The organism is uncultured Methanobrevibacter sp. (assembly GCF_934746965.1).
In the GTDB taxonomy this organism is placed as follows: domain Archaea; phylum Methanobacteriota; class Methanobacteria; order Methanobacteriales; family Methanobacteriaceae; genus Methanocatella.
In genome coordinates this window covers 1-18,721 of sequence record NZ_CAKVFS010000013.1, presented here as the reverse complement: position 1 = coordinate 18,721, position 18,721 = coordinate 1, and the positions used below count along the sequence as shown (strand labels likewise).

Genomic DNA, 18,721 nt, shown 5'->3' with positions numbered 1-18,721 from the left:
AACAGAATTGAATGATAAAAGCAGATATCATAAAAAAGCTAATTTATGAAGTACGCTAAAAAAATATAGACGAGTAATAATACACATAATAATTTGATATAAGAGTTCCTATAATCAAATATCACCACATCTACAAAACCAACATCATACCCGAAAAACTCAGGTACTCATAAAGCACATTCTATAGATATTAAATTTAATTAATACAATAAATATGATAAATTTATAGCCATATGTGGAAAAGCAGTCATCATAGTTATAATTGTCAATACAATGTAACTTAGACCAACGCCATAAGACACATGGCACATCTAATAGACAGGGAAATTATATCAACAAAATTAATTAAAAACTATTGCAAAAATAATTTTTATTTAAAAATATGTAAAATAAAAAATTAAAATATTAATTGAAGAAGATATATTAAAAATAAATAAAACAAAAGACATTAAATTTAAAATAAATTTTAAAATTTGAAAAAAAGTAATAATATTATAATTAGAAAGTAGTAACAAAAACCAGTAATAAAAAAAATAAATATATTAATACACCATCATTTAATAGTAATTAGTTAACCTCCCAAACAGGAATAATATTTAAAACTTTCTATCTAAGTCAAATAATAAGTGCTTTATATATTCTTTAATAAAATTTAGTATGGTGATAAAATGAAGTTCGGTATAGAATTCGTACCAAATGAAGACTTAGATAAAATAGTAAAACGTGTAAAATTAGCTGAAGAAGTTGGTTTTGAATATGCATGGATCACAGACCACTACAACAACAAAAATGTATATGAAACCTTAGCTTTAATTGCTAAAGAAACCGAAACCATTAAATTAGGTCCTGGTGTAACCAACCCATATGTAAGAAGCCCTGCTATCTCTGCTTCTGCAATTGCTACTATCGATGAACTCTCCGATGGAAGAGCTACTTTTGGTATTGGACCTGGTGATAAAGCAACATTTGACGCATTAGGAATCCCATGGGAAAAACCTGTATCTACAATAAGATCCGCTATTGCTGATATTAACACTTTACTTGCTGGTGAAAAAACTGAAACTGGAGCAGCATTAGGTGGAGTAAAAACTGTTCAAGAACACCTTCCAATTTACATGGGTGCTCAAGGACCTAAAATGTTAGAAACCGCTGGAGAAATCGCAGATGGTGTTTTAATTAATGCATCCAACCCTAAAGATTATGAAGCAGCATTACCTCTTATTAAAAAAGGAATTGAAAATGCTGGTAAAGATGTTTCCAACTTCGATGTAGGTGCATACACCGCAACCTCTATTGGAACTGACTCTGAAAAAGCTAAAAACGCAGCAAAAATTGTTGTTGCATTTATTGCAGCTGGTTCACCACCTATGGTTATCGAAAGACACGGATTACCTGAAGGTATTAACGAAAAAATCGGTGCTTGCTTAGGTAAAGGTGACTTTGGTGGAGCTATTGGATTAATCGATGATGATTTACTCAATGCTTTCTCCGTAGCAGGTACTCCTGATGAATTCATACCTAAAGTAGAAGGATTAGCTGAAATGGGTGTAACCCAATATGTAGCTGGTTCTCCAATCGGAAAAAATGTAGAAGAATCTATCAGATTATTAGGAGAAGTAATCGCAAGTTTCTAAACTCCTAATTTCTTTTTTTCTTTTTTATTTTTAAATCATTGTTGTTTTAACATCCTGTTTTTTGCAAATATTTACTATTTTTCTATAAATATCATTTTGATATTTTTGTGAAGGATATTCTCTATTATAAAACAATTTTTTTACATTAACTAAAATCTCAGGGAAATTATTTTCAATAAAATTAAAATATTTTATTTTAGAAGAATTATCATTATTTCCAAAAAGTGACAAAGCACCAAGAATCAAATAGCTGGCATTATTTTTCTTAAAAAGTTTAACTGCATTGTCAAGATTTTCAATATCATCATTTAAATAAGGTAAAATTGGCATTAACGCCACCCCCACATGGAAACCTTCACTAGCTAATTTATTCATTGCATTTAATCTTTGTGAAGGTAATGGTGCATTTGGTTCAATTAGACTAGCTAGTTCATCATCAATTGTTGAAAATGAAAATGTTATACATACTTTAGATTTCAAATTTTTTATGTCCTCAGGTAAAATAGCTATTTCATTAATCTTTCTTAGAATATCAATATCCCTTAAAATCAAATCGGATTTTGTTATAATATGAACCGGATATTTAAATCTTAGAAATATTTTTAAAATATCCCTGGTTAATTCTAATTCTTTTTCTATTTCCATATATGAATCAGATGCTGAACCTAAATTTAAAAATGCTCGTTCTTGATTTTTAGCCAATTTTTTTAATTTTTTATAAACCAGATCAGAAGCATTTGACTTTACATAATAATTATTTGTTTCTTTTGCATATTTACTTCCATTAATATAACAATAAACACAATTAAAAGAACAACCTATATATGGATTTATAGTATAATCTTCCAAAAAAAGATTGAAATTTCTTTTTCCTTTTATTTTATTAAATATTGAATTTACTTTTTTATTTTTAAATCCATATTTTTTCAAAATCAAATCATTATTATTGGAAAAGTTTTTAATTATATCAACACCTTAAATATTAATATTAATTTTATTATAAGGTATATATAATGGAGATTGAAAATTTAACTAAAGAAATTAGAGCTAGGGCTTTTGAAAGAAAAGACCCAAAAACACCTAACCAGGTAGCTGCTAGTTGGTACAATGATGATTTAACTTATGATGGAGTTGCAAAAACTTTATTTATTATTTTACCTACACCTGGATGTTCTTGGGCTCTTGGAGACAGTGGTGGATGTACAATGTGCAGTTATGTTTCAGATTGTACATTAGAACCTATTGACAGTGAAACTATTGTTAATATTTTTAAACAACATTTAAGTCGTTTTCCGATTAATGAAGAAAACAAGATAACTGTTAAATTATTTGCTTCAGGTAGTTTTTTAAATCCTCGTGAACTTCCAAAAGATGCTCGTGATGAAATATTAAATATTTTAATGAATTTAGGTAATGTTACAGAAATTGTAGTGGAATCTAGAGCAGAATATGTTAAAGAGGAATATATTGATGAAATAATGGATATTATTGGAGATACTTTATTTGAAATTAGTATAGGTCTTGAAACTTCAAATGATTACACTAGACTTAAAAAAATTAATAAAGGATTTAGTTTAAAAGATTTTAATGAAGCTGTTTTAACAATTCAAAAATTAAATAATGAAAAAGGTTATAATCTTAAATCAAAAGCATATATTTTTGTAAAACCTATTTTGTTAAATGAAAAAGAAGCAATTGATGAAGCTATAGAAACTGCAAGATATTGTGCTGAAAATAATGTAGACAGATTATCTTTTTGTCCAGCGACAATACATGGTGGAACTTTAATTGAAAGAATGTGGCGTAAAGGAGCTTATCAACCACCTTGGATTTGGAGTTGTATTGAAATTATAAATACAGTACGTCATGAATTAAATATTCCTGCATTACTTGATACTTCTGGATTTGGTTCAAGACGTGGCCCATATAACTGTAAAAAATGTAACAAAGACTTGAAACATATGATTATATCTAATAATTTAACACAAGAACCTATAGAATATGATTGTGATTGTAAAAATGAATGGTTAGCTGAAATCAATAATGCAGACATGAATAAATCAACCATACCTGTAAAACATCTTCCATTATATTAAAAAAATTTTTTGATATATCAACTTATATCAAAAATTAATTTTATTTTTTATATTGTCAATTAATATATAATCCAAAATCAGCATTATAAATCCATAATATAAAAATATTCTACCATCACTAGTTAATGAAGGTGTGAAACCTGAAATAATAACTGATCCAAATCCTAATACTAATAGAGATAATATAATATAACTTAACTGTTTATTTCCATTTTTATAGATTAAATAAATAGAATATAACATTGGTAGTATAACAACAAGATATGCTCCCAAACAACTTAATAATCTTTTTAAATCTAAAGATAACAAACCATGTTTTAATGTAGTTAAATCAAAATAATTTAAATGACCGAAATAGATAATTGCAATTAGTATCACTGAAACAAATGTTATTTTTTTCTTAGATATCAAATAAGTGTAGATTCCAAGTAAGATAAAGAAAATAACTGAAAATATATCTTTAGCCATTAAAATCCAACTTAAAAAATAATTAGTCCCAACATCTAGTTTATTTATAATATTAAATTTTGCATAATCTGGAAATCCTAATTTTGTAACTACTTTAACTCTATTAGTATTTCCAGGACAATAAAAATCATAAATAAAATTTAAAAATATCAAACATATACCTATGTAAAATATGCGAGGGATTTTTATTTTCTTATATAAACAATAGATTACAATAAATAAATATGCTCCAGCTACCATAACTAATAATTGTTCAGAACTAATAGCTTCCAATAATGTAATAATCAAAACTACATTTACCAATAATTTCTTAAATTTAGTTAAATCTTTATTTTTAAATGTATATTCTTTTAACAGATAAAAATGGATTAATATAAAACAAAGTGGCCAAATATAATTTGTTGTAGTAGCTAACCATCCAGCGGATTCTAATATTTTAGAAAATGATATTATACATAATCCCACAAATAAACAAGCTAAGGAGTTATAAAATAAATTTGATTTTTCCTGTTTAACAAAAATTTTACTTATTAAAACTGCAATAGCTGCAAAAATGATTGAATCTAAAATTCTCCAAATTTCTGTAGGTATTGAAACTAAAACACCTACATTAAATTCAATAAGTGATCTGGAACTCCATGTTGCATATCTATAATTTAGATAACCATCCCTCGCTAAGGAAAATAAAGGGTGTTTTGAAATTATAGTTTTAAAAGTAGGATAATCTGCAGTAACTACTGCTAACTTCCAATGATAAATCAGTAATATAATTAAAAACACAATAAATGGAATATATTTATAATATTTTTTAAAATTCATGTTATAGGTCCTACTTTTTATTATTATATCAATTTAATAACTATAATAATATTTTGGTTAAAGATAATTTTAATTACTTTAAAGAAAAAACTATATGAATATAAAATATTAAAATTAATAACAAGGGAGGAAAAAGATGAAAAATAAATTTGTTAGTTTACTAGCTATCATTTTAGGAATAATAATCATCGCATTTCCAATGATTGGTGTTATTGGAACTAGTTCCTTAATAGGTTTATCTGTTCTCTTAATATCTATTTACTTACTTGTTGTAGGAGTAGCTATAATAGATTATAATAAAACTGGAGCAATTATTGATTTAATTTTAGGAATTATACTATTATTCTTAAGTCTTGGCTTAACATTTAATCCTAATTTATTTGCATTCCTTGCAGAAATTTCACTTTATCTTGCAGGAATTGTATTAATTATTGTGGGAGTTGTTGCTTTAGTTAACAACCGCCATGCTAGATTTGGATTTTATATAGGTATAAGTGGAATATTATTAGGTTTACTTTACATCATTATTGGTAGTTATGTTGCAGACCCAATTATTCTTGGTACTTTAATCGGATTGTGGTTAGTAATAACCGGTACTTTAAAAATTATAGATGGTTAAACCCATCAACTTTTTTCTTTTTTTGGTGTTGAAATTGATAGCTATTAGTGCAGACTTTGACCCTATACATAAAGGTCATGAAAAATTAATTAAAGAAGCAAAAAAACTAGCTGATGCAAAAGGAAAACAGCTAGTTGTATATTTAAATAAAGGATACAGTGCTAATCACGGACCATTTTTTGCAAATTTTGAAGCAAGACGTGATATGGCATTAGCTCTTGGAGCAGACGATGTTAAATCATTTGAAGGTCTTCATCATAGACTTGTTTTATCTTATAGTGTTCCAATAAGATTAAATAAAATGTATGAAGATGGTGCCACTGATTATATTACATCAGCACATATCCCTCTTGAAGAAATTAAAGATAAAGCTCAAAAATTTATCAAACAAGGAAACTTTGTTGGAATGCCTAAAAATTACCCAAACAGAAATGAAATACGTTGGTATGCTTTAAATGAATTTTTAGGATCTCCTTTAGAATACCATGTAATTCCAGAACTTAATAAAGAAAAATATTCTGGAAGAAAAATCAGAAAATCAATAATAGAAAATGATATGATTATCCCTAAAGAAACTAAAAAATTACTTCCAAAAACAACTGTAGAAATTCTTGAACGAGAAATAGCTGCCGACAATATTCCTGGAAAACGTAACTGGGATGAAATTTATAAAAAAATGAACACTTATTCACGGGGAAACCTCGAAAAAATAGCATACTTAAATGGAAACACTATAAATGAAATTATTAAAAGAAGAGTTTATAGGGATCCTGAATCTATATGGGCAGTATTTAGAAGAGCAAATTATGGTCCAGTTATGACTAGATTAGCTGTAAGTGCTATTGAAGAAGAAGTTACTAAAAAAGAAGTTATGGATTTAATGAAAAGTTACGAAGCAAAAGGAGTTATTCCTGATGGTCAAAAAGTTCAAAGAGTTATTGATCGAGCATGGTATGTTGCAAGTGAAAGTGAAAAAGGAGTAAGTGCTAAAATAGCTAATGAAAAATTTAGAAGTGAAAATATTAAAGTAAATAAACCTCCTTTAAATCTTCATGCAGGATTAAATTTAACTAAATTTGAAACCAAAATTATGTCAGAAGGTTTAAATGCTGATTTATACATTGATAAAAATAATAAAATATCAGTTCAACTAAAAGCAGATGGTAAAAAAATTAAAACTAATTTAAGATTACCTGCAAAAGAAGTAACTTATCTTAGATATATCATGGATTCAAACTTTATTCCAACAACAGGAACTATTGAACAAGCTAAAAAAGGATATAAAGTAAATATAACTATTGGTTAAGCTTTTTTAAACTAGCTTTAACCATGGTTAAATCTTCTTTTTCAAAATAATCAATAATTTGAGTTAACTCTTCAGCTTTTCTTTTTTTACTGTTTTTTGTATTATTAATTCTTGAAATAGCTCTGTTTTTAAAATCTTTACCTTCAGTTAAAGTTAAACTATCAAAAAATTCATCTTCCAAATCTAAATTTTTAGCTATTTGTGAACTTTCTATTAAAATAGCTGAAACAGATTTTGTATACATACTACGCAGCAATTTTAATTTAGATGCATCACCTAATTTTTCACTGATTTTATGGAGTTCTAAAAAATCACTTAAAAAATCCAATTTTTCTAGATCTTTACCAGATAAATATAAAATTGGGTTTGAAGAATCAATTTTTCCAATAATAGCTCCATCAATTAAATTATCTACATATTTACTAATTTCAAATGTTGTTTTTGGAGAGATATTATTTAAATCCAAATAAATTCCATTTAAATATTTTCCATATTTAACAGCTATGTTCAATGCTTGATTTGGACTATTAACTGAAATTAAAATATCACAGTTAAGAGCCACATCTTTAAATGTGTTTAAAACCATCACTTCTGAGTTTTCTATATTTTCAATTGTAGTTTTTGATCTGTTTTGAGCAGATGTTAAGAAAGTGATATTATCACATTTAATTAAATTTACCAGATTTTTAGCTACTTTTCCAAAGCCAATAAAACCTATTTTCATAAAATCCCTCCTAATGCAGTTATTAACATGTAAATTGCTCCAAGTAGAATTAATATAGCAAATATTTTTTGAAGATTTAAAGACTTTTTAGCAAATTTATTTACATCTACTCTAGAAATTACATAACCTAAAATTAATAAAGTCAAACCAAAACCAATACAATATACTAAAATATTAATTGCTACACTTATTGGATTTCCTGAATTTACAAGTACTGTTAAAAGTGAAATTAAATATCCGCTGTAACATGGTGCCCATGATAATGATGTTAAAAAGCCTAAAATAAATGCATTATTATTTTTATAAGCTAAAGCAGGCATATTATATGATATATTAAATAACAAACAGCTCCCGATTAGAATTAAAATAAATGCAGATATTAATCTAATATAATTTAAGTATTTATAAATAAGTATAGTAAAATAAACTGTTGCAAATAATACAATTATAAAAATAGCAAATAAGCCTAAAATAAATGAAATAATTTCTATATTTTTTCTCTTTTTTAAGTTAAATCCTATAAAAATTGGTAAAATAGGTAAAATACAAGGAGATAAAATTGAAATTACTCCAGCAATAAAAGAAATAACTAGAAACATTTCCATAGTATCTCCTCATATCATTTTCAATAAATCATCAGGTCCATAATAGCCCACAATAGATTTTAATTCATTACCTTCACTGTCTAAAATAACCATAGTAGGTGTTGAATAAACATCATACTTACTAGCTATTTCAGGATTCTTATTAATATCAATTACAGTTACTACATAACTTTCATTAAGTTTCTCCATAACCTGATTATTGTTTAATGTATTTTGTCTTAATTGATTACAATAAGTACAAGTATCTGACTCAAAAACAGCAAAAACTTTTTTATCTTTACTTTTTGCTATTTCAATAGCTTCAGATAAATTTCCTGCAGTGTCAATAATATTGAATTCCACTTTCTGAGATTCAACTTTATTATCATTCAGTGAAAACCATGCACTTACTACAATAATGACAATTATTATGAAAATAATGAAATATAAACTACATTTTTTCATAAACATAGTATATTAAATTACCAAATATATTAATTACTATTTCTTAAAAGCAACATATCTTGTAAATTAACACCAATATTTTTTGAAATTGTTGTACATTTTGAACATAATAAAAAGAAAACTTCTTTATCAGACAAGTCTATTTCAGTTAACCCTTCATAATTACCCATTCCTTTAGAAATTACAAAATCATGAGAATTGAAAATTTCTCTAAATTCCTCAGAAATTTCACTATCAACATATCCAACTGTTCCAGCACCAATTTCAACAATTTTTCCAAATTCATCTAGACCTACATTAATCGCATCTTCCATACATGCATCATTTATAATAGGTTTAGATTTAACTGCTATTGTAATATTCAAATCATATTGTTTAATTTTAGAAAGTAATAATTTATCAAAAACTATTTCCCCAGTATTATCTACCAGATATAATACTTCATCATATTTTTTTAAAGCATCTTCAAATTCATTAATATCTTTAATAGCTAAATCACGCTTTAAAGCTGAATTAATTAAACTTCCAACATCAGTATCCAATGTAAAAGCTCCAAAATCCAGAATATTTCCTATAATAGCTATTTTAACATGATTTTCCAAACTATTATTTTGATTAAGAACTTCTTTAACTACAGGCAAATACTTTAAAGCAATTTCATTACCTGCGATTTTTTCTTTAATATATGGATCATAACAACCTGTTTTATCTTTAATCATGCTGTGAATAGTAGAACCTGTTTTATTGGAATTAGTGTCTTTATAAAAATTAGAACTTAAATAAGTGAATATATCATTCATAAGTTCTATTTTAACATCCTCATCATCAGTAGCTAAATCCATAGCTTCTTTAGCTTGTCTTAAAAAACAAGCTCCACATTCATAGTTAATTTTCACTTAACCACCATAAATAATTTGAACTAACTGTATTTCATCATCATCTTGAATTTCTGTTTCTTCAATAACTAATTCCCCATTTTGTTTTGGAACAATAGTTTGTGAAGATAATTCCAAATCATTCAATAAATCTTTAATTGTGTAATTTTCTTTTGGTATGCTTCTTTTTTCATCAATATCTTTAAATTTTAATGTGAATGTCATAATATCATTTCCCTAATTCTTCTAAAAATGTACATGCTTTACATAATCTATTTGCTGATGGTTCACCACATCTTTCACATCTTGACTGAGGATATTCTTTTTTAAATCCATCACCAATAATCTCTTTAATTTTATCATAACCTCTAAGTGTAGAGTATTTTATTGTAGGATGTTTTTCAGAAAGTTTATTTATTAAATCTGAAACTTCACCTCTAAAAGATTGCTGTGCATAAGGACAACTATCAAAATGAACATCCAATTCTTTTGCAACTACATATAATCCAATTTCTCTTTCAGGAATTTCCCTTAAAGGTTTTATTTTAACTGTGAATTCTTTAGCTTTTGAAGATGTTTTTGCTCCAAGTTTAGTTAAATTATCAGTATTTCCCTCAAGATAATTCATCATGATAGCCTGAACTTCATCATCTAAATTATGACCAGTAGCGATTTTTGTAGCTCCCATTTCACGGGCTGCTTTATTTATTATAGTTCTTCTAAAAACACCACAATAACTACATGACCCAATATGGTTTTTTCTTTGCATTATCTCATCTAAAGTTATACCATATTCTTCTTTAAGAGAAACTACTTTATGTTTAATACCCAAACGTTTTGCATGATTAATAGCTATATCTACACCATCCTGACGATAATTATCAATTCCTTCATCAACTGTCACTGCACAGATATCTATAATATTTCTTTCACGAAAACTGTTTAGAATTTCCAAAGTTGTCACACTATCTTTACCTCCGGAAAGTGCAACTAAAACTTTATCACCTTTATCTAATAATTTTTCTTTTTTAACTGTTTTAATAACCTTTTTTTCAATTGAATTAATGAAACAATCTTTACATAAATATTGTCCTGATTGCTGTTTTTTAATAATAACTTGAGAATTACCACATTTACTACATTGCATAAATACACCTACATCTGCTCTACAAACTGAGCCAACTGATTCAAAGTATTTACTTCAAATACTTGAGCTCCAGCATCTTCATATAATGAAACACAACTATCAACTATATCCCATTTATTTCTATCTTCAGGATTTAATATTACTACTTTTTTAGAATTTCTAACCATTTCGCCAACTAATTCAACACTAGCTGGAACTCCCCTTACTTTAGGTCCTGCCCAATCTCTACAATCAGATAAAATTATCACATAAGAATTATTATTTAAATCAGCCATTTTCATGAACTTTTCAAAGGAAGTATACATATTAGAAGTTCCATGAACCATAACATTTTTAAGACGCATATCTTTAACTTTTGTAAATGCATCAATCAAATACTCCTCTTTTAAAGCAGAAGTTGTTTCAATAACTTTATTATCAAATTCAAATGTTCTGGAATTTTTAAATGCAGTTTGTGCTGAAAACATCAACATGAAAAACCAACTACTAATCCATTCGCAGGAACCACTAATATCATTTAGGAACAAATGTTCATTTTTATGAGGTCTTGGTTTAGCTTTAATTAATTCAAAAGGAACTCCACCATATTTCATGTTTGTTCTTATAGTGCGTCTAATATCAATTTTATTTGAATTAGTTCGTATTTTTCTTCTTGAACGTTTATTAGCTATTTTCCTACCTAATCTTTGACAAATCTCAAGCATTCTTGGATCAAATTTATTAAGCTTTGTTAAATCCTTATTTAATAATTCGCCATCTCTTTCAAGTTTTTGAACTTCATCTAACAATGGTTGGCCAGATAATTGTTTTAATTTTTCATTATCAATTTTTTCCTTTTTAATTTTATTAGATATGTTACCCTGTCTTTTAATAATATATTTATTAGATTTAGGTCCCCTACCCTCATAAGCTTTTCCTTTTTTTTCAATATCCAAAGTTTCTTTTCTTTTAACTTCTTTTTTAAAGACATTTTCAAAAATTTTATTGAATTTAGGGATATCATACTTATCTTTAACATAAACTGCCCTCAAAGCTGTTTTTAAAAGATTTCTATCATTCTCCCCCAATTCCATATAAATTTGAGTAGCTGACTGAGTACTTCTAATACTAACAGGCAAACCCACATCCCTTAACTGATGAGACAATTCTGCAACTTTATCAATCATAATATCATTACAATTAATATTTTTTATGAATTACATCTTTCAAAACTCTTTTTTTATCACTTTCAGTTTTAATAGCTACACCAATACTATCTTCCAAAGATTTGTTGAAATTTTTAGTACCTAAATTAGAAACTGACTTAACCCAATCTACAGTTCCCCTTACAGATGGTTTTTTCATCAAATTAAGATTACGTATATCATGAACTATTTTAACTATTTTTGAAACTGTATGATCATCTGCTTCTGGAAGTCTTGATTTGACAATTTCAATTTCTCTTTCAACTGAAGGATAAGGAATATATAAGAACAGACATCTATCTTTAGTTTCATCAAGTAAAGATCTTTGAGAATTAGATGTTAAAATAACAATTAAATCATTAGATAACTGGAAAGTTCCCAAATCATTTATAGTTATTTCTTGTTCACCAAGTGCCTGAAGTAGAAAACTTTCTACTTCCTCATCTGCCTTATCAATTTCATCAATTAATAAAATAGAATCTTTTTCATTTAAAAAAGCATTTAATAACGGACGTCTAATAAAAAAATCTTCATGAAATATTTTTTCCTCATTATTAGAATCATTTTTAGCTGCTTCCAAATGCAATAATTGTTTTTGATAATTCCATTCCCCAACAATTTGCTCAAAAGTAATTCCTTCATAACATTGAATTCTAAAGAAATCTCTATCAAAAGCTGTAGCTATTACTTTAGCTAATTCTGTTTTTCCAACACCTGGTGGCCCTTCAATGAGCATTGGTTTTCCAAGTAAAAAAGATAAATATAATGTTGTCGAAATTTCATTATCCGGGACATAATTTTCATTTAAAAGAATTTTGTCAATTTTTTTAACAGATAAATCGTCAATTTGCACAATTAAACCTTCTTTATTTTATATTATAATTACAAATATTATGATGAATTTATTTAAAAGTTTTGCAAATAATATATAATGAGGTTTAATTATGAAAACAGAAAATGCAATTATTATAATGTTAGTTTTAATTGTTATAGTTGCTACTGGAATTTTTACTTTTGGAAATATTCCAGACATTCATTTTGGAAATGATAATTCTGGAGAATCATCCGATAGTTCCAATGCTATTGATTCAAGTAGTTCAAGTCAAGATAACGGATTTAATGAAAATCCTCAAGAAAATAATCCGCAAACTGAAAGCGAACAACCTAGTCAAGACACACAAAGTGTATCTAGTCAACAAACTTAATTTCTAAATTCATCAGGATTTTTAAATAACTCAAAATCCTGAACATATTCTTTTCCTGTAATCATAGCTATTTGAGCTTTTTGAAGTTCACTGCCTAAATATGCTGCATGTTCCATTCTTGTTACAAGTTTTTTATTAATGATTTCTTCGTAAATCTCTTTTGCAGAATTTCCAACAATTACTAAATCTGCTTTATTCTTTTTAAAATGAGTTGCTATAATCCTACTAGCTTTAACAGTAGTTCCATAATCAACATTAATTTTAAAACTTCCTGCTTTATCCCTTACAAATTTCATAGGTTCATTTTGTTTAACTTCTGGAACACCATCAGTTTCATTTTCAATAATATCTAATCTTTTATGTTTATCCTTAAATGCAACCAGATTAATTCCCAAATCTTTTGGAATAGAATGTCTATGTTTAGCTAAAAACATCATTTTAGATGCTGTAGACAATTCATAAACACTACCTCTTGTTTTTCCACTTTCTTCAGGAGTAAATAATATACTTACACCTAATTCCATACCAATACCTGCAAGCAATACATTAACTCCTCCAGAATCTGCATCCATCAATTCTGTAACATTACCTACACCAAAAAACATTGGTGCTTTATTTGTTTTATGAAATTCAAAACAAGCCATTATAGATTCAACTATACTACTACTGTTTACTGGATCTAAAATTAAATCTGCAACATAATTAATTCCTTCAGTTTCTTCAATTAATTGATTCATTGCTTGAACTCGTTCATCAGGAGATTTTGGAGTGAACCCCTTTGAAAAATTAGTTGGAAGTAAAACAGCCGGAGTATTGGTTTCTTTTAAAACATCAATGACTTTAGAGTTATTTCCTAAATCCAAACTTAATACTAAATCAATACCATGTTTAGCAGCTACTTCTATTTCTTTCGTGTTTAATGTATCTATACTCAGTGGTCTATCTCCAACAATAGGCCTTAAAGTATCAATTAATTCTGGAACTTTATTAGAAAAATCTTCTCCTGCAGCCATACCAATATCAATCATATCTGCTCCAGAATCAACAAAATATTGGCATTTATGAATTAAAGCTTCTTTTGATAAAAATGGTGCATTAGCTATTTCTGATAAGACCCTCATTGGAAAATCTTCACCTACCGGTAGATTTCCAACCATAATATTATTTGGTTTTTTTAATAATTCTTTAATAGTATTTTCATCATTTTCAAAATCTTCAATGAATTTTAAAGCTTCATTTCTTTTTTCTTCTTCAATAAGCTTATCTGCAGGTTTATCTTCTGACAATTCAATCTTATCCAAAAGATTTAATACCATGGCTAAATCTGCACCATCTGTTGATCCTTTAAATGTAGGAATTCCCAATTCTTTAGTTATTTCGCGAGTTCCTTTTTTTATCAAACCTGGAACTAAAATTAAATCAATTTTATCCAATTGATCAGCAAAATTAGTTTTTATCTCATCAATAATTATTCTAGGAGTTAAAAATGCTGCAACCTGTGTTTTATCAGCTACATGAATAATAACCTCCACATTTGCATTAGCCACAACATTTTTAATTAAAGGATATGCCAAATTCCCAGTAATAATTAAAACTTTCATAACTCACCAACTAAATTATAATAATTATAATTATATTTCTATTAATTATTATAAGTAACTACAAAATAATGAAATTAATATAAATAATCAATGAATCTATAATGATTATACATGATAAACTTTATATATTTTGGAATTTATAATGATTATACATGATAAACTATGGAGGAGAATAAATGATTGAAATTCGTTTTCACGGACGTGGTGGACAAGGGTCCGTAACTGCTGCTGAAATTTTGGCAAAAGCTGCTTTTAAAGATGGTAAATATGTTCAATCTTTTCCTTTTTTTGGAGTTGAACGTAGAGGAGCACCAGTAATGGCTTTTACTAGAATTGACGACAAACCAATTGACATAAGATACCAAGTATATAATCCAGACTATGTATTAGTTCTCGATGATGGATTAATGAGTGTTGTAGATGTGTTTTCAGGAATAAAAGAAAATACAGAAGTAATTATTAATATTGCTGAAGAGTTTAAAGGATCTGGTGAACATCCAGTCCACAGTATTGATGCAACCGGAATTGCATTAGATTTATTAGGACGCAATATTGTCAACACAATTATTTTAGGATACTTTGCTAAAAAAACCAATATCGTAAGTATTGAATCACTTATTGAAGTAATTAAAGAAACATTCCCAGGAAAAGTTGGAGAATTAAATGCAAAAGCTACACAAAAAGCTTACGAAATGGGATAAAACAAAAAAGAGAAGGTGAATTAGAATGGTAGCTATCGGATGTGTAATAAAAACACCTGGAAGTAGTAAAAATAATAAAACTGGAAGTTGGAGAACTTTTAAACCTATTTTAGATAAAAGAAAATGTATTGACTGTGATAACTGTATTATTTTCTGTCCAGATTCCAGTGTAAATAAAGAACATGACATTAATTACGATTACTGCAAAGGCTGCGGAATTTGTGCAAATGAATGTCCTGCAGATGCAATCGAAATGGTTAAAGAATAGGAAGTGAAAAAATGACAAAAGAAGTTATGACAGCAAATAAAGCAGTTGCAGAAGCTGTAAGATTAGCTAAACCACAAGTTATTCCTGTTTATCCAATTACACCTCAAACAACAATCTCAGAATATCTTGCACAATATGTTGCTGATGAAAAAATTGAAGCAAAATACATTAAAGTAGAATCTGAACACAGTGCAATAAGTGCATCTGTTGGAGCAAGTAGTGCAGGAGTAAGAGTCTTTACTGCAACATCATCACAAGGATTAATGTTAATGCATGAGATATTATTTGCAGCAGCAGGTATGAGAACTCCAATCGTACTAGCAGATGCAAACAGGGCAATATCTGCACCATTAAATATTTGGAATGACCAACAAGACTCTATTGCACAAAGAGATGCAGGTTGGTTGCAAATTTATGTTGAAAGTGCACAAGAAGCATTAGATACTACATTGATGGCATATAAAATTTCCGAAAACTACGATGTATTACTTCCATCAATGGTATGTTTAGATGGATTTATTTTAACTCACACAGTAGAACCTGTAGAAATTCCATCACAAGAAGATGTAGATAAATTTTTACCTCCATATGTTCCAAAACATGCTTTCTTAGACCCTAATGAACCAATGTCCATAGGTACATTAGCTGATCCAGATTATTATCTTGAAGCAAGACATGATATGCAAGTAGCTATGGAAAATTCAATTCCAGTCATTGAAGAAACTTGCAAAGAATTTGCAGAAATATTTGGTAGAGAATATGGTCTTATTGACACATACAAAACAGATGATGCAGACATTATCTTCGTAGCTATGGGTTCAATGTGCAGTACTTTAAGAGTAATGGTTGATGAATTAAGAAACAAAGGCGAAAAAGTAGGTTTACTTAAAGTTAGAGCATACAGACCATTCCCTGTTGAAGCTATTGATGAAGCTGTTAAAAATGCATCAAAATTAGCAGTTCTTGATAAAAATGTTACCTTTGGAATAGGTGGAGCTCTTTACACCGATATTAAAGCAAAAATCCACAAAGAAGCATATGGATTTATTATTGGTTTAGGTGGAAGAGACATTACTCCAGAATCAATTTTAGAAGTTTATGAAAAAACCAAAAATCCGGAAAAAGAAGTTTCATGGATAGGACTTAAGGAGGAATAAAAATGGAAATATCTGATAAAGAATATTTAGCACCAGGACACAGAGGATGTGCAGGTTGTGGAGCTTCTATTGGAGTTAGATTAGCTCTTAATGCATTAGGAAAAAATACTGTAGCTATTTCAGCTACTGGTTGTCTTGAAGTAATGACTTCCCCTTATCCAGAAACTGCATGGGAAATCCCATGGATGCATGTAGCTTTTGAAAATGCTGGAGCAGTTGCATCTGGAGTAGAAAGTGCATTAAGGATTCAAGGAAAAGATGATGTTAATGTAATTGCTTTCGGAGGAGACGGAGGTACTGTAGATATCGGTTTACAATCATTATCTGGAGCTATGGAAAGAGGTCACAACTTAACTTACATTTGTTATGATAATGAAGCATATATGAATACAGGTATTCAAAGAAGTGGTGCTACACCTTATGGAGCAAGTACTACTACCTCACCAAAAGGAAGTGCAAGTTTTGGAGAAGACAAACCTAAAAAAGATATGCCAATGATTATGGCAGCACATGGAATTCCATATGTAGCTACTGCATCTATCGCATACCCTGAAGATTATGTTAAAAAAGTTAAAAAAGCAGCAGAAATTGATGGGCCTGCTTATATACACTTACACCAACCTTGTACCACTGGTTGGGGATTCTCCTCAGAAAAAACTATTGAAATGGGAAGATTAGCTGTTGAAACTGGATCATGGGTTTTATATGAAATTGAAAACGGTGAATTCAATATCACTTACAGACCTGATGAAAGAAAACCTGTAAAAGATTATTTAGCTCCTCAAAAAAGATTCAAACATCTTAACGATGAACATATCGAAAAAATACAAAAATATGTTGACAAATCTTGTGAAGAATTAGGATTATAAAAGGAGGAATAACAGTGGAAAAAATATTTGTAAATAGAGACGCATGTGATGGATGTAACAACTGTGTAAACATGTGTGCATCTATCCACAGTGCTCCTAGAATTAAAATTATAGAACATGATTCCGCATATTATTCCTTAGTTTGCCAACATTGTGAAAATGCACCTTGTGTTAAAATTTGTCCAACAAATGCAATAACTACTGAAGGTGTTAAAACTGAAGATTGTATTGGATGTGGTTTATGTAGTATTGTTTGTCCATTCGGTGCAATAACCATAGCAGATAGTGTAGCTGAAAAATGTGATTTATGTGCAGATAGACCAGAAGGTCCAGCTTGTGTGAAATCATGTACTAAAAGAGCTATTTCAGTTATTGATCCCGCAAAAGTTAAACTTAAAAATCAAGAAAAATATCTTGCAAAACTTTCTGGAGATTATGATGTTCAAAATACATCCAAACATAGTTTTGTACATTTCATCACAAGTGCTGCAAGAGCAAAATTAGTTCTTGATGAATAATATGAAAACAAATAGACATTGCACACATTGTGAAGTCTGTAAAAATTGTCAACATCCACTGGATGTTGATGATATTCCCTTATTTTGTATGGAATGCTCCCCTGATAAAGCACCATGTTTAAAAATATGTCCTGAAAATGCAATAGAATGTTTTGGAGGAGCTATTACTTTAAATAAATCAAAATGTGCTAAATGTGGCAAATGTAAAAATACATGCCCTATTGGTATTTTAGATAATATTATTAAACATTAATTTAATTCCAGGAGAATACGTCATTACTTCAATCTGGAACGACTTCCAAACCGGAAACAAAATCACAATTGTTTAAGGGAATTTAATATTCTCTTAATTTTTCTTTTTTTTAAAATCCATATTTATACAAATTAATTAAATTAAATAATATGAGTCTGTAAAATTTTATAGGCTTATTTGATTTTAATGTGTTTTTCAGTCCAATTTTGCATTTGATAGTCTAAAAAT

At 28.2% G+C, this 18,721-nt stretch carries 22 protein-coding genes; 11 read left to right on the top strand and 11 right to left on the bottom strand.

Annotated elements, in window-relative coordinates; all coding sequences use genetic code 11:
• Nucleotides 1-668 precede the first annotated feature (668 nt).
• Nucleotides 669-1,634: a 5,10-methylenetetrahydromethanopterin reductase gene (mer, locus tag Q0984_RS08775; protein ID WP_299526621.1), complete on the top strand. Its 966-nt coding sequence runs from the start codon at nt 669-671 to the stop codon at nt 1,632-1,634.
• Nucleotides 1,635-1,664: 30 nt separating this feature from the next.
• Here mer and Q0984_RS08770 read toward each other — a convergent pair whose 3' ends face one another.
• Entirely contained in the window at nt 1,665-2,456 is a 792-nt protein-coding gene (locus Q0984_RS08770) for a radical SAM protein (protein WP_365907310.1), read from the bottom strand.
• Nucleotides 2,457-2,647: 191 nt separating this feature from the next.
• Here Q0984_RS08770 and Q0984_RS08765 point away from each other — a divergent pair, with 191 nt between their 5' ends.
• On the top strand, nt 2,648-3,730 hold the full coding sequence (locus Q0984_RS08765; RefSeq protein WP_299526616.1) for an archaeosine biosynthesis radical SAM protein RaSEA: 1,083 nt from the start codon (nt 2,648-2,650) through the stop codon (nt 3,728-3,730).
• A gap of 27 nt (nt 3,731-3,757) precedes the next feature.
• On the opposite strand, the gene Q0984_RS08760 is transcribed toward Q0984_RS08765, so the two are convergent.
• Nucleotides 3,758-5,017 (bottom strand): DUF6056 family protein, encoded by a 1,260-nt coding sequence (locus Q0984_RS08760; RefSeq protein WP_299526611.1) that lies wholly within the window; start codon nt 5,015-5,017, stop codon nt 3,758-3,760.
• A 136-nt stretch (nt 5,018-5,153) separates the two neighbouring features.
• Here Q0984_RS08760 and Q0984_RS08755 point away from each other — a divergent pair, with 136 nt between their 5' ends.
• Both Q0984_RS08755 and Q0984_RS08750 read left to right on the top strand, forming a co-directional pair.
• A complete protein-coding gene (locus Q0984_RS08755) occupies nt 5,154-5,636 on the top strand; it encodes a DUF308 domain-containing protein (RefSeq protein WP_299526609.1) in 483 nt (160 codons plus the stop codon).
• A 25-nt stretch (nt 5,637-5,661) separates the two neighbouring features.
• Nucleotides 5,662-6,942, top strand: coding sequence for an adenylyltransferase/cytidyltransferase family protein (locus Q0984_RS08750; protein WP_299526607.1), 1,281 nt, complete (start codon nt 5,662-5,664; stop codon nt 6,940-6,942).
• Here Q0984_RS08750 and Q0984_RS08745 read toward each other — a convergent pair.
• From Q0984_RS08745 to Q0984_RS08710, 8 genes are read right to left on the bottom strand one after another with little or no spacing between them, the layout of a single operon-like run.
• The gene (locus Q0984_RS08745) at nt 6,932-7,666 is read right to left on the bottom strand and encodes an NAD(P)-dependent oxidoreductase (protein ID WP_299526604.1); all 735 of its coding nucleotides are present in this window, start codon (nt 7,664-7,666) and stop codon (nt 6,932-6,934) included. The genes Q0984_RS08750 and Q0984_RS08745 overlap by 11 nt on opposite strands.
• The gene (locus Q0984_RS08740) at nt 7,663-8,271 is read right to left on the bottom strand and encodes a cytochrome c biogenesis CcdA family protein (RefSeq protein ID WP_299526601.1); all 609 of its coding nucleotides are present in this window, start codon (nt 8,269-8,271) and stop codon (nt 7,663-7,665) included. Before Q0984_RS08740 ends, Q0984_RS08745 begins: the two co-directional genes overlap by 4 nt.
• 9 nt (nt 8,272-8,280) lie before the next feature.
• Nucleotides 8,281-8,715 carry a thioredoxin family protein gene (locus tag Q0984_RS08735; RefSeq protein ID WP_299526597.1) on the bottom strand — a complete coding sequence of 145 codons (435 nt, stop codon included), beginning with the start codon at nt 8,713-8,715 and terminating at the stop codon, nt 8,281-8,283.
• A gap of 29 nt (nt 8,716-8,744) precedes the next feature.
• Nucleotides 8,745-9,611, bottom strand: a complete 867-nt coding sequence (locus Q0984_RS08730; RefSeq protein ID WP_299526593.1) for a DUF89 domain-containing protein — start codon at nt 9,609-9,611, stop codon at nt 8,745-8,747.
• On the bottom strand, nt 9,612-9,815 hold the full coding sequence (locus Q0984_RS08725; RefSeq protein ID WP_299526590.1) for a MoaD/ThiS family protein: 204 nt from the start codon (nt 9,813-9,815) through the stop codon (nt 9,612-9,614).
• 4 nt (nt 9,816-9,819) lie between these two features.
• The gene (locus Q0984_RS08720) at nt 9,820-10,737 is read right to left on the bottom strand and encodes a TIGR00269 family protein (RefSeq protein ID WP_299526587.1); all 918 of its coding nucleotides are present in this window, start codon (nt 10,735-10,737) and stop codon (nt 9,820-9,822) included.
• An 8-nt stretch (nt 10,738-10,745) separates the two neighbouring features.
• Nucleotides 10,746-11,903 (bottom strand): VWA domain-containing protein, encoded by a 1,158-nt coding sequence (locus tag Q0984_RS08715; RefSeq protein WP_299526584.1) that lies wholly within the window; start codon nt 11,901-11,903, stop codon nt 10,746-10,748.
• A gap of 13 nt (nt 11,904-11,916) precedes the next feature.
• Nucleotides 11,917-12,774 carry a MoxR family ATPase gene (locus Q0984_RS08710; RefSeq protein ID WP_299526581.1) on the bottom strand — a complete coding sequence of 286 codons (858 nt, stop codon included), beginning with the start codon at nt 12,772-12,774 and terminating at the stop codon, nt 11,917-11,919.
• Between the two features lie 91 nt (nt 12,775-12,865).
• On the opposite strand from Q0984_RS08710, the gene Q0984_RS08705 reads away from it, so the two are divergent.
• On the top strand, nt 12,866-13,126 hold the full coding sequence (locus Q0984_RS08705) for a hypothetical protein (RefSeq protein WP_299526578.1): 261 nt from the start codon (nt 12,866-12,868) through the stop codon (nt 13,124-13,126).
• Here Q0984_RS08705 and Q0984_RS08700 read toward each other — a convergent pair.
• Nucleotides 13,123-14,727 carry a dihydropteroate synthase-like protein gene (locus Q0984_RS08700; protein WP_299526575.1) on the bottom strand — a complete coding sequence of 535 codons (1,605 nt, stop codon included), beginning with the start codon at nt 14,725-14,727 and terminating at the stop codon, nt 13,123-13,125. The genes Q0984_RS08705 and Q0984_RS08700 overlap by 4 nt on opposite strands.
• 176 nt (nt 14,728-14,903) lie before the next feature.
• Between Q0984_RS08700 and Q0984_RS08695 the strand changes: the two genes are divergently transcribed.
• Genes Q0984_RS08695 through Q0984_RS08670 form a run of 6 tightly spaced genes read left to right on the top strand, consistent with a single transcriptional unit; the run spans nt 14,904 to nt 18,493 of the window.
• Nucleotides 14,904-15,428 (top strand): pyruvate ferredoxin oxidoreductase subunit gamma, encoded by a 525-nt coding sequence (locus Q0984_RS08695; protein ID WP_299526572.1) that lies wholly within the window; start codon nt 14,904-14,906, stop codon nt 15,426-15,428.
• A gap of 25 nt (nt 15,429-15,453) precedes the next feature.
• The gene (gene porD, locus Q0984_RS08690; RefSeq protein WP_299526570.1) at nt 15,454-15,696 is read left to right on the top strand and encodes a pyruvate synthase subunit PorD; all 243 of its coding nucleotides are present in this window, start codon (nt 15,454-15,456) and stop codon (nt 15,694-15,696) included.
• An 11-nt stretch (nt 15,697-15,707) separates the two neighbouring features.
• A complete protein-coding gene (gene porA, locus Q0984_RS08685) occupies nt 15,708-16,853 on the top strand; it encodes a pyruvate synthase subunit PorA (protein ID WP_299526567.1) in 1,146 nt (381 codons plus the stop codon).
• A gap of 2 nt (nt 16,854-16,855) precedes the next feature.
• On the top strand, nt 16,856-17,722 hold the full coding sequence (porB, locus tag Q0984_RS08680) for a pyruvate synthase subunit PorB (RefSeq protein ID WP_299526565.1): 867 nt from the start codon (nt 16,856-16,858) through the stop codon (nt 17,720-17,722).
• A gap of 14 nt (nt 17,723-17,736) precedes the next feature.
• Nucleotides 17,737-18,240: a 4Fe-4S dicluster domain-containing protein gene (locus Q0984_RS08675; RefSeq protein WP_299526562.1), complete on the top strand. Its 504-nt coding sequence runs from the start codon at nt 17,737-17,739 to the stop codon at nt 18,238-18,240.
• Nucleotide 18,241: 1 nt separating this feature from the next.
• On the top strand, nt 18,242-18,493 hold the full coding sequence (locus Q0984_RS08670) for a formate dehydrogenase (RefSeq protein WP_299526559.1): 252 nt from the start codon (nt 18,242-18,244) through the stop codon (nt 18,491-18,493).
• Nucleotides 18,494-18,721: the final 228 nt, after the last annotated feature.

What these genes read in the sequence shown, in the direction of transcription:
- Q0984_RS08765 (WP_299526616.1), top strand. Translation starts at nt 2,648, where the DNA reads ATGGAGATTGAAAATTTAACTAAAGAAATTAGAGCTAGGGCTTTTGAA.
- Q0984_RS08735 (WP_299526597.1), bottom strand. Translation starts at nt 8,715, where the DNA reads ATGAAAAAATGTAGTTTATATTTCATTATTTTCATAATAATTGTCATT.
- porA (WP_299526567.1), top strand. Translation starts at nt 15,708, where the DNA reads ATGACAAAAGAAGTTATGACAGCAAATAAAGCAGTTGCAGAAGCTGTA.
- porB (WP_299526565.1), top strand. Translation starts at nt 16,856, where the DNA reads ATGGAAATATCTGATAAAGAATATTTAGCACCAGGACACAGAGGATGT.
- Q0984_RS08705 (WP_299526578.1), top strand. Translation starts at nt 12,866, where the DNA reads ATGAAAACAGAAAATGCAATTATTATAATGTTAGTTTTAATTGTTATA.
- Q0984_RS08725 (WP_299526590.1), bottom strand. Translation starts at nt 9,815, where the DNA reads ATGACATTCACATTAAAATTTAAAGATATTGATGAAAAAAGAAGCATA.
- Q0984_RS08760 (WP_299526611.1), bottom strand. Translation starts at nt 5,017, where the DNA reads ATGAATTTTAAAAAATATTATAAATATATTCCATTTATTGTGTTTTTA.
- Q0984_RS08670 (WP_299526559.1), top strand. Translation starts at nt 18,242, where the DNA reads ATGAAAACAAATAGACATTGCACACATTGTGAAGTCTGTAAAAATTGT.
- Q0984_RS08720 (WP_299526587.1), bottom strand. Translation starts at nt 10,737, where the DNA reads ATGCAATGTAGTAAATGTGGTAATTCTCAAGTTATTATTAAAAAACAG.
- Q0984_RS08715 (WP_299526584.1), bottom strand. Translation starts at nt 11,903, where the DNA reads ATGATTGATAAAGTTGCAGAATTGTCTCATCAGTTAAGGGATGTGGGT.
- Q0984_RS08695 (WP_299526572.1), top strand. Translation starts at nt 14,904, where the DNA reads ATGATTGAAATTCGTTTTCACGGACGTGGTGGACAAGGGTCCGTAACT.
- Q0984_RS08740 (WP_299526601.1), bottom strand. Translation starts at nt 8,271, where the DNA reads ATGGAAATGTTTCTAGTTATTTCTTTTATTGCTGGAGTAATTTCAATT.
- porD (WP_299526570.1), top strand. Translation starts at nt 15,454, where the DNA reads ATGGTAGCTATCGGATGTGTAATAAAAACACCTGGAAGTAGTAAAAAT.
- Q0984_RS08700 (WP_299526575.1), bottom strand. Translation starts at nt 14,727, where the DNA reads ATGAAAGTTTTAATTATTACTGGGAATTTGGCATATCCTTTAATTAAA.
- Q0984_RS08745 (WP_299526604.1), bottom strand. Translation starts at nt 7,666, where the DNA reads ATGAAAATAGGTTTTATTGGCTTTGGAAAAGTAGCTAAAAATCTGGTA.
- Q0984_RS08755 (WP_299526609.1), top strand. Translation starts at nt 5,154, where the DNA reads ATGAAAAATAAATTTGTTAGTTTACTAGCTATCATTTTAGGAATAATA.
- mer (WP_299526621.1), top strand. Translation starts at nt 669, where the DNA reads ATGAAGTTCGGTATAGAATTCGTACCAAATGAAGACTTAGATAAAATA.